This window comes from Ciceribacter azotifigens, from assembly GCF_048159625.1.
Taxonomy (GTDB): domain Bacteria; phylum Pseudomonadota; class Alphaproteobacteria; order Rhizobiales; family Rhizobiaceae; genus Allorhizobium; species Allorhizobium azotifigens.
In genome coordinates, this window is sequence record NZ_JBLQTA010000017.1 from 63017 (window position 1) to 75875 (window position 12859).

The window sequence follows — 12859 nt, forward strand, 5'->3', positions numbered from 1 at the left end:
AGGCGCTCCGGTGCGCCTTCTCCTTCTCGCACATCGAGGATAACCGCATGTTCAAGGCCTATGTAACGGGTGTCGGCAATGCCTCGCGCGGGCTCGCGATCTTTGCGACGGCTCTGGTCATCGCATCCATGCTGGTGATCTGCCAGATGATCGCGATGCGCTACCTGCTTCGCCAACCGACGATCTGGCAGACGGATTTCGTAATCTTCTCCGCGACGGCGGCGATGTTTCTCGGCGCGCCTTATGTTTTGCTGAAAGGCGGGCATGTCGGTGTCGATGTTGTCGAGTTGATCGTCGGCGATCGCACCCGAGCGATGTTGCGGGTTGTGGCGAGCCTGCTCGGTCTTCTCTTCTGCGTCATCATGCTGATCGCGACCTGGATCCAGTTCCACGACGCATGGGCGGGCAACTGGAAACACTCGAGCGTCTGGGCGCCACCGCTCTGGGTGCCGCTTTCATCCCTGCCGGTGAGCTTTGCGATGCTGTGTCTGCAATATGTCGCGCAAGTCCTAACACTCCTCGCCGCTCTGCGCGCGCCTCTGACCGCCGCTCAAGACGGCGCGGGCCGGACATCCGACGCCAATCCTCATTCACGGGAGATCACCCCATGAGCCCGACCGTGTCTGGACTGATGATGGTCGGCTGCCTCTTCGCGCTGCTGGCGACAGGCATGCCGATCGCATTCGCTCTCGGGCTCGCGGCCTTCACGGCGCTCTTTGCGCAAAGTGGCGGCGCGATCTTCTACGTGCTGGGCGATACGATGTTTTCCGGCATAGCCAATCTCGCCTACGTATCCATTCCAATGTTCGTTCTCATGGGCGCGGCGGTCGCCTCGTCTCCGGCCGGTTCGGACCTATACACCTCGCTCGACCGATGGCTGAACCGCATCCCGGGCGGACTCATCCTTTCGAATATCGGAGCCTGTGCCATTTTTTCCGGCATGACGGGCTCTTCGCCGGCGACCTGCGCCGCAATCGGCAAGATGGGCATTCCGGAAATGCTGCGGCGAGGATACCCAAGTTCGGTCGCCAGCGGTTCCATTGCTGCCGGCGGCACACTCGGGATCCTCATTCCCCCCTCGGTGACGCTGATCGTCTACGGGATTGCGACCGAGACTTCCATCGGCCGTCTGTTCATGGCGGGCGTGGTGCCGGGCGTCCTGCTGACCTTCATGTTCATGGTCTGGGCGGTCATCGACTGCAAACGCAAGGGCTACGAATTCAGCGCACGCCTCGTGCACTATTCGATGCGGGAGCGGCTCGCCGGCCTCCCGCGCATCCTGCCATTCCTGCTGATTATCGCCGGAACGCTCTACGTGCTCTACGGCGGGATCGCGACACCGTCGGAAGCTGCCGGTGCTGGCGCGCTCCTGACATTGTTGGTGGTGATCGTCGCCTACCGCCTCTTCCGTTTCCGCTCCGTCGCCGACATCTTCGGCTCTGCGATGAAGGAAAGCGTCATGATCATGATGATCATGGCCGCCGCCGAGCTCTTCGCCTTTGCGCTCTCATCGCTCTTCATCACCCAGACCGTCGCCGCCGCCATCGCAGACATGGACGTGAACCGCTGGGTGCTGATGCTGGTCATCAATGTCTTCCTGTTGATCTGCGGCATGTTCCTGCCTCCGGTCGCCGTCATCGTGATGACCGCACCGATGCTCTTCCCGATCGTCACCCAGGCAGGGTTCGACCCGTATTGGTTCGCGATCGTGCTGACGATCAACATGGAGGTCGGGCTGATTACCCCGCCGATCGGCCTCAACCTGTTCGTCATCAATGCGATTGCGCCTGATATCCGGACACGGGACATCCTCTGGGGCTCGCTGCCTTATGTGCTCGTCATGTTCCTGGCGATCCTCATCCTCTGCATCTTCCCGGGAATCGCGACTTGGCTGCCGAACCACATGCTGGGGACGATCCAATGAACACGACCTCGTTCTTCAGCGACATGTTGCAGAGTATTACCGAGCGTGGTCGGCGGCTTCTTTCGCTCGGTTCCGTTGAGGACGCTGATGTTGATGCAGTCGGGACCATGGAGGAGCTCTGTGAGACCCTCCTGTCCAGTCGTGGCGAGGCCTCCGGCATGGCGCTCGCGAAGAATATCCTCGACCGCTGGAAGGCCTTCGACCAGCAGAGGCGGCGCGAGTTCATGGTCGCGCTGCTCACCCGATTCGGACCGAACATAGAGCGGCTCGAGCGGGCGATCGAGGCCTATCGCACCGACCCAAGCCCCAAGGCGCTGCTCGAACTGAGCGAGGCGGCGGAGCCGCGTCGGCAGGAACTCATCCGCAGGCTCAATCTTGCACCGAACGGCACGGCCACGCTCGTGGGAATGCGGGAGGTCCTGCTTGCACTCAAGAACGAAAACCCCGACCTCGAGGCGGTTGACGCGGACTTTGCCCATCTCTTCGGATCATGGTTCAATCGCGGCTTCCTGGTGCTGCGGCCGATCAGCTGGTCGACGCCGGCCGATATCCTGGAAAAGATCATTCACTACGAGGCCGTCCACCACATCAGCGGCTGGGATGAGTTGCGCCGACGTCTGGCGCCGGAGGACCGACGCTGCTTCGCCTTCTTCCATCCGCAACTGATCGACGATCCGCTGATCTTCGTGGAGGTGGCGCTGACACGCGAAATGCCCTCGACCATCTCCGAACTGCTGAGCGAGGATCGCGCGACGATCCGCGCTGCAGAGGCGACGACGGCCGTTTTCTATTCCATCTCGAACTGCCAGGAAGGGCTGAGGGGCATCTCGTTCGGCAACTTCCTCATCAAACAGGTGGTGGAGGATCTGCGACGCGAGCTTCCGCGCCTCGACACCTTCGCGACGCTTTCGCCGGTGCCCGGTTTTGCCGACTGGCTGTCGCGCGAACGCGACGCCGAGACCTCCGACGCACTCACGCCTACCGACCGTGCCGAACTTGCCGTGCTCGACGAGCCCAACTGGGCGGATCGGCCGGAGGCGACGGCAGGTGTCCGCTCCGCCGTGACCGCGGCGGCGGCGTGGTATTTCCTCAGGGCCCGCAACCACAACGGCAGACCGCTCGATCCCGTCGCGCGCTTCCACCTCGGCAATGGCGCCCGGCTGGAGCGCATCAATTTCCTCGCCGATCGTTCCGGGCGGGCGATGCGGCAGGCCCATGGCCTCATGGTCAACTATCTCTACAAGCTCGAAGACATCGAAACCAATCACGAGGCCTTCGCGAGCCGCAGCGAGGTCGTTGCCGCGCCCGCCGTGCGACGCCTGGTCCCGGCCGACAGGGCACCCCGAACGCCGATCGCAGGCAGACCTGCGGCGAAGGATCAATCCGGCGACGCGGCAAGAAAGCAAGGCAGCAAGGAGTTCAGCACATGAGCAATCACCTGTTCGACGCGATCCGCCATGCCGCGCGCCCGGACTCCGTCTTCATTCTGATGACAGACGGCCGATCCTGGACCTACGGCGATATGCTGGCGCAATCAGGCCGCATCGCGTCCGCGCTCGCGGCCCTTGGCGTGCGGGCGGGCGACCGGGTGGCCGTTCAGGTGGAGAAGAGCCCGGAAGCGCTAATGCTCTATCTCGCCTGCCTTCGCGCCGGCGCGGTCTACCTTCCTCTCAACACTGCCTACACGCTTGCGGAACTCGACTATTTTGTCGGCGACGCCGAGCCGCGGGTGGTGGTCTGCGCAACGGCGGCGAAGGAGAGCATCGCGAAGCTCGCCGCCGACCACGGCGCCCATGTGGAAACGCTGGACGGGGACGGTGGCGGCTCGCTGATGGAGCTTGCCGACAAGGAACCATCCAGTTTCACCGATGCGCATCGCGGGGCCGACGATCTTGCCGCCATCCTCTATACGTCTGGCACGACGGGGCGCTCCAAGGGCGCCATGCTGACGCACGACAATCTCCTGTCCAACGCCCTCACCCTTCGCGACTATTGGCGCTTTACCCCCGAAGACCGGCTCATTCATGCCCTGCCGATCTTCCACACGCATGGTCTTTTCGTCGCCTCCAATATCACCCTTCTCGCCGGCGCCTCGATGTACTTCCTGCCGAAGTTCGATGCGGACGAGGTTCTGCGGCTGATGCCTCAGGCCACGGCGATGATGGGTGTTCCGACCTTCTACGTGCGCCTGGTGCAGCACCCGGGACTGACCCACGAGGCGACGGCCAACATGCGACTTTTCGTGTCCGGTTCGGCCCCCCTTCTTGCCGAGACCCATAGAACGTTCAAGGAAATGACCGGCCATGCCATCCTGGAGCGATACGGCATGACCGAAACCAACATGAATACGTCGAACCCGTACGAGGGCGAGCGGATCGCCGGGACGGTGGGCTTTCCCCTCCCCGGCGTTTCGCTGCGCGTGACCGACCCTGAAAGCGGGACGCCGCTTCCCGTCGGTGAGACCGGTATGATCGAAGTAAAAGGACCCAACGTCTTCAAGGGTTACTGGCGAATGCCCGAAAAGACGCAGGCCGAGTTCCGCACCGACGGCTTCTTCATTACCGGCGACCTCGGCAAGATCGACGACCGAGGCTACGTGCATATCGTCGGCCGCGGCAAGGATCTCGTGATCTCCGGCGGCTACAACATCTATCCGAAAGAGGTCGAGGCCGAAATCGACCAGATGCCGGGCGTGGTCGAGACTGCCGTGATCGGTGTGCCACACCCGGATTTCGGTGAAGGTGTCACAGCTGTCGTCGTGCGGAAGGCGGGCGCAACAATCGACGAAGGCGCCATCCTCGATGGGCTAAAAGACCGCCTGGCACGCTACAAGCAGCCGAAACGGGTGATCTTTGTCGACGACCTCCCGCGCAACACGATGGGAAAGGTCCAGAAGAACATGCTTCGTGAGAGATATGCTGGCCTTTACGTTCCGTCGGACGCATCGGCAGAAGCGTAGGCACCAACAAGCAGCATCATCACCATTCTCACCCGAGTTGGTCTATTGCTCTCAGGTGCGGCACGGCTTTTTTCGCGTCGCACGACGTGGTCGCGACCGTCGGCGCAAAGAACACCGCCGGAGCCTAAGCGTTTCGAGAACGAAGTTCGGACGGGGTGTTGAGAGCAGACGGCCGACGAGAATGCATGACAACCAGGACGACTATCTCGCCCGCCGACCTGCAATCGCCTCGAGAGGAGTGATGTTAGCATGTGGCACATTGTTCCCGCCATGTGATGGCGGGAAACTGTTTTTGCTCATCCGAGGGTATCCAAACCCCCGCAATCGTACGACGTTACCTACAGGCCTGGCTGCAGCCGGATCAATGGTATGGCGGGAGTGTTCTTGTCACAGCGCCCGCTTGAGGTCGTGGTGCTTACGCAGGGCGCGCCGCACGGCCGCTGGAGGATCATGTGGATTCGGCATATGGCACCTTCGCACTACAGTTCGTCGCAATATGTAGCACGAAGATGACATTCTTCTAGCTAAGCGGAGCCGGCCCGGTGTTTATCGGCGGCGGGAATTGGAGGGTTGGGCCAGAAGACCAGCGGCGAAGCGTAGGGGCGGTCGAGCGAGCCGAGATCCACTTGAAGCGCGGCACCGTACTGGAATGAGCTAGCACCGCCTGAAGCGACCAAGAGCTACGGGCAGGAACTCGATTGAGCGTGAACTCTGCGATAGAAGAGTGTCAGTACCTTTCGGGGTGCCTTAGAGCACGCCAAATGGCCCAAAATCGGTATCGCGAGTGATCGGCCTTGATAGAGGTCGGTACGACTTTCAGGCGATTTGCTTTTTACGATCAGCACTGCAGCATTTTGACCGCCAGGCGGCGGCATAGCGGGCGTCAAGCAAGACAAATCCCACCAACGCGCTAGCTGCGGCTAACGCGACGGACCGCCGGATGGAATCCAAAAAAAATGGGCCGGCGGAAACCGCGGCCCATGAGGTGTGGAGATCTATAATCTCCAGAGGGGAACAGCTGGTGCGACGGCACTGGGAGGAAAACCGTCATATGCATCAGCTGTGTTCCATATGCCCATTTTTTTATCAGATGGGAAACATTTTTTGTGCAATGCAGCCATGCAAATGCTGCGGCGCTTCCAATTGGGCTTGCGTTCGGTCAGACGGCCCTGAGGCTGGCGAGCAGGATGCGGGCCGTCTCCGTAGAGGAACTGGGATTCTGCCCTGTGATCAGCAGGCCATCCTGGACAGCATAGGACTTCCAGTCTTCACCGCTCGAATAGATGCCGCCGCTCTGCTTCAGCATGTCTTCGACAAGGAAGGGCACCACGTCGGTCAAGCCGACGCCGTCTTCTTCCGAGTTCTTGAAGCCGGTGACCTTCTTGCCGCGTACGAGTGGCGTGCCGTCCACAGCCCGGACATGGCGCAGGACACCTGGCGCGTGGCAGACGAGCGCGACGGGTTTTCCGGCGCGATAGGTGGCTTCGATGAGGTTTATCGAGTCCCTGTCTTCCGCGAGATCCCACAGCGGTCCATGGCCGCCCGGATAAAAGATGGCGGCGTAGTCTTCCGATGTAGCGGAGGAGAGCCTGATCGTCGAGGCGAGCACGGCCTGGGCTTTTGGATCCGCATTCAAGCGGCGTGTCACATCCGTCTGGAAACCGGGTTCGTCGCTCTTCGGATCGAGCGGCGGCTTGCCACCCTTCGGGGAGGCGACCGTGATCTCTGCGCCAGCTTCGAGGAATGCATAATAGGGAGCGGCGAACTCCTCAAGCCAGAAGCCGGTCTTGCGGCCGGTATTGCCGAGTTCATCATGCGAGGTGAGAACCATAAGGATTTTCATTGTACAGATCCTTTTGCGTTGCTTGAGTGCTATCGGCCTGTCATCCGATGAGCCGATCATGCTCCCCCTGAATCTATTCCGGAAATTTATTTCTTCTATTTTAGATATTCATCCATCATTATAATTGGATGAAATATGATCTGAACCTGCTGCCGGTCTTTGTGGCGCTGATGGAAGAACGCAACGTGACGCGCGCCGCCGAGCGGCTCGGAATCACCCAGCCTGCCCTGTCGAACGCCTTGAACCGTCTTCGTGAAATGTTGCGCGACCCGCTGTTCATTCGTGAGCGTTACGGGATGAAACCCACTCAGATGGCAGAGGATCTTGCCCCGGTGATCGGCGCTGCCTTGGCAAGCATCGATGATCTGATCCTCAGACAGCAGGACTTCATTCCGGCAGAAACGACGAGGCTCTTCACGATCGCACCGAACAGCTATGTCGAATTCGTCTTGATGCCGGCGATCGTCACCCGATTGCGCGCAGAAGCCGAGGGAATCAAGCTCCGGCTAATTCCGTTTGGCAATGATATCATTGAGACCGGCGCTATGTCGGGGACGACGGATGTCGTTCTTGGCCGGATCGTCGATCCACCCGACAATTTGGTTGTTCAGCACCTTATGGACGACGGCCTTGCCTGTGTTGTCCGGGCTGATCATCCGCAAATCGGCAACCGGCTCTCCAAGAACGAGTATGAGCGCCTCAAGCACGTTAATGTCATTCCTCCAGGTCGAATGCGGGTAGGGCTGTTCCAAGCCTTGGAACAGAAGGGGCTCAAGCGTGAGGTGGCCGTGTCCGTCACGCATTTCCTGGCTGTGCCGGAAATTGTTGCCGTGACGGATTACTGCGCGACGCTTCCCGGGCTCATCTGCCGCAACCTCGCGAGAGACCCCCGTCTCAAAGTTCTCCCTGCACCCGTGGACCTCGGCACCTTCCCGGTCCAGTTGGGATGGCACGTCCGATATCGCCACGACCCCGCCCATCGATGGCTGCGGGCTTTGATTGGTGACGTCGCGAAAGATTTGACGAATACACAATAACCTCGCGGTACTCGGGCAAGCGTCATTCCTCCGCCGACTTGCTTCCACAACAGCGATTCCACCAAACATCACGCCAAGGGCAAGGATCGGATGCGAGTGGTTCTCCAACCGCAAGGGCCGCGAGGACTACCCCAAACAGCGGGATCAGATGCATAATTAAGTCGCCGCGTGTCGGGCCTACCGTCTCGACGGCCTGGATGTAACGGCCTACGCGGCTGTGGGCAAAGCGATGTGCCTGCCGCTGTCGAAGACTACGATATAGACCATCTAACAGAAAACCTGGTTGGTCTCCTGGATGAGTTCCACATCGAAAAGGCTCTTCATGGGCCGCGCCTGGGACGGATTGCTTGCATCGCAGATACCCTGCAGCATCCGAACCGGGTCACCGCCGTGATCAGCTTCATCCGCAATATTTCGAGCGACCGCTCGCATGATTGCGGGCAGAAGCGGGCCGTGTTGACCGCAGTACCGTGTATAGGCTGGCTTTTACGCATTTTTGCTGAAGCCCAATGGCTACGTCGAGCCGATCAATCGGACCGGGATGATGAAGTGGACGGCCTCCTGATCAGTTGTCGCAAAGATCCAGCAGACCGATTCAAAACTCTTCAAGCGGGTAATTAACCCGTCACGATCGCGGCCACGATTTGCTATCGTGGGAGGCTCTGGTTTCATGGGGTATTGTCATGAGCAAGATTTGCCTTTCCCTTTTGCTGTCGACCCTCTGCGCCGAAGCAGCCGATGGCGCCGAGCCGCGGCTTGCGCAATTGGCCGAGCGCCAGCTCAACAAGGACTTCCGGATCGTATTCCGGTTGGAAAAGAACGCCTCCATCTGCGGAGGTACCGGCGACGCGTATATCGGTGATGTCGAAGTGAACCGGCCTCGCCGCGAGGCGGCCGCAGATGGCGGCGTAACAATTACAGACAACTGGATGCCGGTAGGCAAGACATATTCGATCTTTTTAGACGAGTTGGGCTCCCGACAGGCGGCTCTCATGGATGCCGACAATTGTCTCGAGTGATCACGCCCAGAAACAGGCCGACCTCTCTCGTGAGCACGTCGAGAAAGCGTTTCGTGTGAGCGGCGCTTCGCTAAAATCTTCTGCGCGGCGGCCGCGATGTCACCTGGCATTTGAGTGAGTTCTGCTTCAATTCGTTTGGTGAAGCGGTAGCATCCTCGCGCAACACAGTTCGACACTGGCGCGACCATACATTTGCGTCAGAAACTCTAGGTCTCGGCGTTGCTCAACTCCGCCTGTCTTGCCGCGAGCAGTCCTCCACACCTGTGCTTCTTGAGGGCCTCCCTCAACGCCGCCTCGTAACCGCGCTCTGCATCCTCAACACACGCGCGTCCCCTGTCGCTGAGAACCGCATAAACGCCGCGTTTGTCGTCAGGACAGAGATCGCGGATCGCGAGTCCGGCACGTTCCAGACGTTCGACCATCCGCGACACCGAGCTCTGGTTCAAGCGGAGGTGCGCCGCCAGCGCCTGCATACGCAGCTCGGATCCCGGCGAACGCGATAATATCTGAAGTGCTCGATACTCCGAGAGACCAAGCCCGTGGCGCACCTGCATGATCCTCTCGAGATCGGCTTCAACGCTCGCGATCTCATGGACCAATCTGAGCCACAAATCACTTTCCTTGGACATGAACAATCCGGGCTCCCTGCGGCACAGACAAGATCTTTCTATGATGTATGCCCATGCAAGTGCAGGCTCAAGTCCCTGTCCACTCTATGTCGCGCGCATTGCATGCACCCGCCACGTCAGTGGATCGTGAGCGAACACACCATGGTACTGCGATAATCAAAACCCCGCGCGGCAGCCTAGTCGCCATCAAACGTCAAGACCCCGTGCGCCATGCCCAATGGACGCGCGGTGGTGCCATTCGCATGGCAGGCATTACGTATGGCCTCGCCTGCGCCATCAGTATTCAGGCCATAGTGCTTCCGGACGCGGTTGACGCCGCGCCCAAGGATGCCGCCATTCCGATCTATGACGCAGGCGGCGAACGAAATTCAGCCTTCGTCGACACGTTTCACGGAGAAGGCGACGCCCCTCCCCTCGGATCGAGCAAGCGGGAATTGCACAATCGGGAAACACAGGTCTTACCCTCGGAGCTTTGCGCTGTCGGCAAGCTTCAGCCACACGACACCGGCGATAATGACTGCAAGCCAGAAGGTCTGATTCAGAGTAAGCGGCTGGTCGAGCAGAATGCTCCCGAGCACTGCCGCACCGACGGAGCCGGTACCTGCCCAGACTGCGTAACCGATGCCGACGTCGATGGTCCTCAAGGCAACACTCAGGAAATAGAGCGTGAGGAGGAAGAAGCCGAAAGCGGCGACCGACCAACTTGGCACAGTGAATGCCTGACTCCCCCCTACGCTGAGTGCGTAGCCGATCTCGAAAACCCCGGCGAATAACAACATGATCCAGGCGCGTCCGTTGCTTCTGTTCGTTTCACGGGCAGCGGTCATTTCTTTTCCTTTCAGATTGATGAAGTTGATCGGCGTGGTCTTTATGCGCCGCCGCTGAGGCGCAGGCCGACGACGCCTCCGATGACCAGAACGATCCCGAGAACCTTTCTCCAGCTCAATGGCTGCTCGAAGAAGAGCGCTCCGAGAACGACGATCCCGACGCCCGCGACGGAAGTCCAGATCGCGTAGCCCACGCCAACACGGAAGGTGAGCAGCGCGAGGCTTAAGAAGAAGGTGGCGATGGCACCGCTAACGAGCGTCGCTATGGTCCACCATGGATGCGTGAATCCCTTTGCATTGCCCGCACTGATCGCAACCGTGATCTCGAAGATCACGGCGACTCCTAGATATAGCCAGCTCATTTCCTTTACTCCTTTCGTGAACGATCTGCCGAACGCAGTATCTACTGTCGGCTTTGTGGATTGCCCGGTGCAGCCATCCGGCCGGGGAAGCTTTCCGCGAACGAGTTCGGCGATAACGAGCCCCTACGCCTGTATCGGCTGGAATATCTATGCATGCGCATGCATTAATAAAGGGTCGGCCCTGATTGTCAATCTTTTTGTATGTGCATGCATCGTTTTCCGATCACTTCGCCCGATCGGCCCTGTCCGGGCATGGAAAGGCGGGGTCCGGGCTGGATTCGGCGGGCGCTTTCATTGGTCGCAACCTGGGGGCAGATCGCCACAACGCGCCGGAGACGATGCGGGCAAGTATACCCGGGCTCCCTCGCCTCATTTGCTACGTTGACATCTAATACGGACGCCCGCATTATTTCGCCATGGCCAGAAAGTCGCTCAAAGAGAATATCCTCGAAGCCGGGCTTCGTGTCATGCTGCGTAAGGGCTACGCCGCCACCAGCGTGCGCGATGTCGTTGCAGAGGCGGGCGTCCCTCAGGGATCGTTCACAAACCACTTCCGGTCAAAGGAAGCATTCAGCCGTGATGTCCTGGATGCCTATTTCGAGCATGTGCGGACCCTTGTTTCTTCGGCACTCGACGACGAGAGCCTGACACCGCGCGCGCGGCTGAAACGCTATCTCGACATCATCACCGGTCAGCTGAAGGCGGACGGGTTTTCGCGTGGTTGTCTGATCGGGGACTTCAGTCTGGAGGCGGCACCGCTCAGCGAGATGCTGCGCCTGCGCCTGTCGGAAATTTTTCTGGAATGGCGCGACCGTTTCGCTGATTGCATCAGGCAAGCGCAATCGGCGGGCGAAATCGATTCCACCTTTGCTCCGGAAGACCTCGCAGACTTTCTCCTGTTTTCGTGGGAAGGCGCCATCATGCGCATGAAGGTCGAGCGCAGCGAGGCGGCGCTCGAGCGATTCAAGAAGATCGCATTTTCCACGGTCTTTAGGGATTACTCATGACGTCCGTCAGGTTTGTCGCGTCGATCTTCCCGGTTCGTCGGTAGTATCTCAGTCCTAATCTCGGCCAGCTGCCTGTTGCGCGCACGTTTGCGAGGGGGTGACGATTGTCGCCCGACTGGGAACCCGCATCGTCACCACGCGCAAGGACCGACGCCCGAACTACACGCATTTTCGATGGTTCGCCTGCTGGAGGGCACGTGGTGCACACGCACCATTTGAGGCGTGCATCCGCCGGTTGGACCTCTGTAGCTTGACGCAATACGTACGACCGTATTATATCAAACCCGAGGGAGGGGGAGCCGAACGTCCGTCCGGCACCTGCCCTACAAACGGTTGCCAGTTAGCAAAGGTCAAACGCATGACATTCGACATCGATCTCCCTCATTGCGCAGTATTGGGCTCCCATATGGCCTATCGGGAAGCGGGTTCAGAGAACGGGCCTGTCGCTCTCTTCCTGCACGGTAACCCGACCTCATCCTATATCTGGCGGAACATCCTCCCGCACGTGGCGCCGGCAGCCAGATGCATCGCTCCCGACCTCATCGGCTTCGGCCAATCGGGCAAGCCCGACATCGACTACCGCTTCGTGGATCACGCCCGCTATCTCGATGCCTTCATCGAAGCCCAGGGAATCGGTTCGGCCTATCTCGTCGCTCAGGATTGGGGAACGGCGCTCGCCTTTCATCTGGCGGCTCGCAGACCGGATTTTGTCCGTGGCCTCGCCTTCATGGAGTTCATCCGGCCGATGGCGAGCTGGGATGACTTCCATCAGGTGGAAGCGGCACGTGAGACGTTCCGCAAGTTCCGTACGCCGGGCGAAGGCGAACGGATGATCATTGAGGGAAATGCATTCGTCGAGCGTGTATTGCCGGGTTCGGTCATCAGGAAGCTCACCGACGAGGAGATGGCGGTTTATCGCGCACCGTTCGCCACCCCGGAATCGCGAAAGCCCACCTGGCGCTTTCCCAACGAGCTGCCGATCGCCGGCGAGCCTGCGGACGTGCATGAAATGCTGTCGGAAGCACATCTCGCCCTCGCACACTCACGCTATCCCAAACTGCTCTTCGCCGGGAACCCGGGCGCTCTGGTTTCTCCGGCCTTCGCCGAAGCATTTGCTGCAAAGCTGCACGATTGCCGGCTCGTGCAACTCGGGGCGGGCGCGCACTACCTGCAGGAAGACCACCCCGAAACCATCGGCCGCTCCGTTGCCGAATGGATTGCCAGCAACGAGGCGCGCAGCGCCGCCTAGGAC

The 12859-nt window shown here is 60.1% G+C and carries 13 protein-coding genes; 9 read left to right on the top strand and 4 right to left on the bottom strand.

Features of this window, described 5'->3' with window-relative positions:
• Window positions 1-47 precede the first annotated feature (47 nt).
• From ACM6UT_RS19620 to ACM6UT_RS19635, 4 genes are read left to right on the top strand one after another with little or no spacing between them, the layout of a single operon-like run.
• A complete protein-coding gene (locus ACM6UT_RS19620) occupies window positions 48-611 on the top strand; it encodes a TRAP transporter small permease subunit (protein WP_416799034.1) in 564 nt (187 codons plus the stop codon).
• Window positions 608-1924 (top strand): TRAP transporter large permease, encoded by a 1317-nt coding sequence (locus ACM6UT_RS19625; protein ID WP_416799035.1) that lies wholly within the window; start codon window positions 608-610, stop codon window positions 1922-1924. The genes ACM6UT_RS19620 and ACM6UT_RS19625 overlap by 4 nt, the downstream gene beginning before the upstream one ends.
• Entirely contained in the window at window positions 1921-3354 is a 1434-nt protein-coding gene (locus ACM6UT_RS19630) for a malonyl-CoA decarboxylase (protein WP_416799036.1), read from the top strand. The genes ACM6UT_RS19625 and ACM6UT_RS19630 overlap by 4 nt, the downstream gene beginning before the upstream one ends.
• Complete coding sequence (locus tag ACM6UT_RS19635; RefSeq protein WP_416799037.1) at window positions 3351-4883, top strand: malonate--CoA ligase; 1533 nt, start codon at window positions 3351-3353, stop codon at window positions 4881-4883. The genes ACM6UT_RS19630 and ACM6UT_RS19635 overlap by 4 nt, the downstream gene beginning before the upstream one ends.
• A 1159-nt stretch (window positions 4884-6042) precedes the next feature.
• Here ACM6UT_RS19635 and ACM6UT_RS19640 read toward each other — a convergent pair.
• Entirely contained in the window at window positions 6043-6726 is a 684-nt protein-coding gene (locus tag ACM6UT_RS19640) for a type 1 glutamine amidotransferase domain-containing protein (RefSeq protein ID WP_416799038.1), read from the bottom strand.
• 128 nt (window positions 6727-6854) lie between these two features.
• Here ACM6UT_RS19640 and ACM6UT_RS19645 point away from each other — a divergent pair, with 128 nt between their 5' ends.
• The 3 genes from ACM6UT_RS19645 (at window position 6855) to ACM6UT_RS19655 (ending at window position 8782) form a co-directional block, all read left to right on the top strand.
• On the top strand, window positions 6855-7763 hold the full coding sequence (locus ACM6UT_RS19645; RefSeq protein WP_416799039.1) for a LysR family transcriptional regulator: 909 nt from the start codon (window positions 6855-6857) through the stop codon (window positions 7761-7763).
• Window positions 7764-7994: 231 nt separating this feature from the next.
• A complete protein-coding gene (locus tag ACM6UT_RS19650) occupies window positions 7995-8384 on the top strand; it encodes a hypothetical protein (RefSeq protein ID WP_416799040.1) in 390 nt (129 codons plus the stop codon).
• Between the two features lie 62 nt (window positions 8385-8446).
• Window positions 8447-8782 carry a hypothetical protein gene (locus tag ACM6UT_RS19655; protein WP_416799041.1) on the top strand — a complete coding sequence of 112 codons (336 nt, stop codon included), beginning with the start codon at window positions 8447-8449 and terminating at the stop codon, window positions 8780-8782.
• A 206-nt stretch (window positions 8783-8988) separates the two neighbouring features.
• Here the strand turns inward: ACM6UT_RS19655 and ACM6UT_RS19660 are convergent, their stop codons facing one another.
• The 3 genes from ACM6UT_RS19660 to ACM6UT_RS19670 all read right to left on the bottom strand — a co-directional run bounded on the left by ACM6UT_RS19660 (window position 8989) and on the right by ACM6UT_RS19670 (window position 10600).
• On the bottom strand, window positions 8989-9411 hold the full coding sequence (locus ACM6UT_RS19660) for a MarR family winged helix-turn-helix transcriptional regulator (RefSeq protein ID WP_416799042.1): 423 nt from the start codon (window positions 9409-9411) through the stop codon (window positions 8989-8991).
• A gap of 458 nt (window positions 9412-9869) precedes the next feature.
• Window positions 9870-10238 (bottom strand): DMT family transporter, encoded by a 369-nt coding sequence (locus ACM6UT_RS19665; protein ID WP_416799043.1) that lies wholly within the window; start codon window positions 10236-10238, stop codon window positions 9870-9872.
• A 41-nt stretch (window positions 10239-10279) separates the two neighbouring features.
• Complete coding sequence (locus tag ACM6UT_RS19670; protein WP_416799044.1) at window positions 10280-10600, bottom strand: DMT family transporter; 321 nt, start codon at window positions 10598-10600, stop codon at window positions 10280-10282.
• Window positions 10601-11016: 416 nt separating this feature from the next.
• On the opposite strand from ACM6UT_RS19670, the gene ACM6UT_RS19675 reads away from it, so the two are divergent.
• On the top strand, window positions 11017-11607 hold the full coding sequence (locus ACM6UT_RS19675) for a TetR/AcrR family transcriptional regulator (RefSeq protein ID WP_416799045.1): 591 nt from the start codon (window positions 11017-11019) through the stop codon (window positions 11605-11607).
• A gap of 358 nt (window positions 11608-11965) precedes the next feature.
• Window positions 11966-12856, top strand: a complete 891-nt coding sequence (locus ACM6UT_RS19680; RefSeq protein WP_416799046.1) for a haloalkane dehalogenase — start codon at window positions 11966-11968, stop codon at window positions 12854-12856.
• Window positions 12857-12859 lie beyond the last annotated feature (3 nt).

What these genes read in the sequence shown, in the direction of transcription:
- ACM6UT_RS19660 (WP_416799042.1), bottom strand. Translation starts at nt 9,411, where the DNA reads ATGTCCAAGGAAAGTGATTTGTGGCTCAGATTGGTCCATGAGATCGCG.
- ACM6UT_RS19675 (WP_416799045.1), top strand. Translation starts at nt 11,017, where the DNA reads ATGGCCAGAAAGTCGCTCAAAGAGAATATCCTCGAAGCCGGGCTTCGT.
- ACM6UT_RS19670 (WP_416799044.1), bottom strand. Translation starts at nt 10,600, where the DNA reads ATGAGCTGGCTATATCTAGGAGTCGCCGTGATCTTCGAGATCACGGTT.
- ACM6UT_RS19665 (WP_416799043.1), bottom strand. Translation starts at nt 10,238, where the DNA reads ATGACCGCTGCCCGTGAAACGAACAGAAGCAACGGACGCGCCTGGATC.
- ACM6UT_RS19625 (WP_416799035.1), top strand. Translation starts at nt 608, where the DNA reads ATGAGCCCGACCGTGTCTGGACTGATGATGGTCGGCTGCCTCTTCGCG.
- ACM6UT_RS19640 (WP_416799038.1), bottom strand. Translation starts at nt 6,726, where the DNA reads ATGAAAATCCTTATGGTTCTCACCTCGCATGATGAACTCGGCAATACC.
- ACM6UT_RS19630 (WP_416799036.1), top strand. Translation starts at nt 1,921, where the DNA reads ATGAACACGACCTCGTTCTTCAGCGACATGTTGCAGAGTATTACCGAG.
- ACM6UT_RS19620 (WP_416799034.1), top strand. Translation starts at nt 48, where the DNA reads ATGTTCAAGGCCTATGTAACGGGTGTCGGCAATGCCTCGCGCGGGCTC.
- ACM6UT_RS19635 (WP_416799037.1), top strand. Translation starts at nt 3,351, where the DNA reads ATGAGCAATCACCTGTTCGACGCGATCCGCCATGCCGCGCGCCCGGAC.
- ACM6UT_RS19655 (WP_416799041.1), top strand. Translation starts at nt 8,447, where the DNA reads ATGAGCAAGATTTGCCTTTCCCTTTTGCTGTCGACCCTCTGCGCCGAA.
- ACM6UT_RS19645 (WP_416799039.1), top strand. Translation starts at nt 6,855, where the DNA reads ATGAAATATGATCTGAACCTGCTGCCGGTCTTTGTGGCGCTGATGGAA.
- ACM6UT_RS19680 (WP_416799046.1), top strand. Translation starts at nt 11,966, where the DNA reads ATGACATTCGACATCGATCTCCCTCATTGCGCAGTATTGGGCTCCCAT.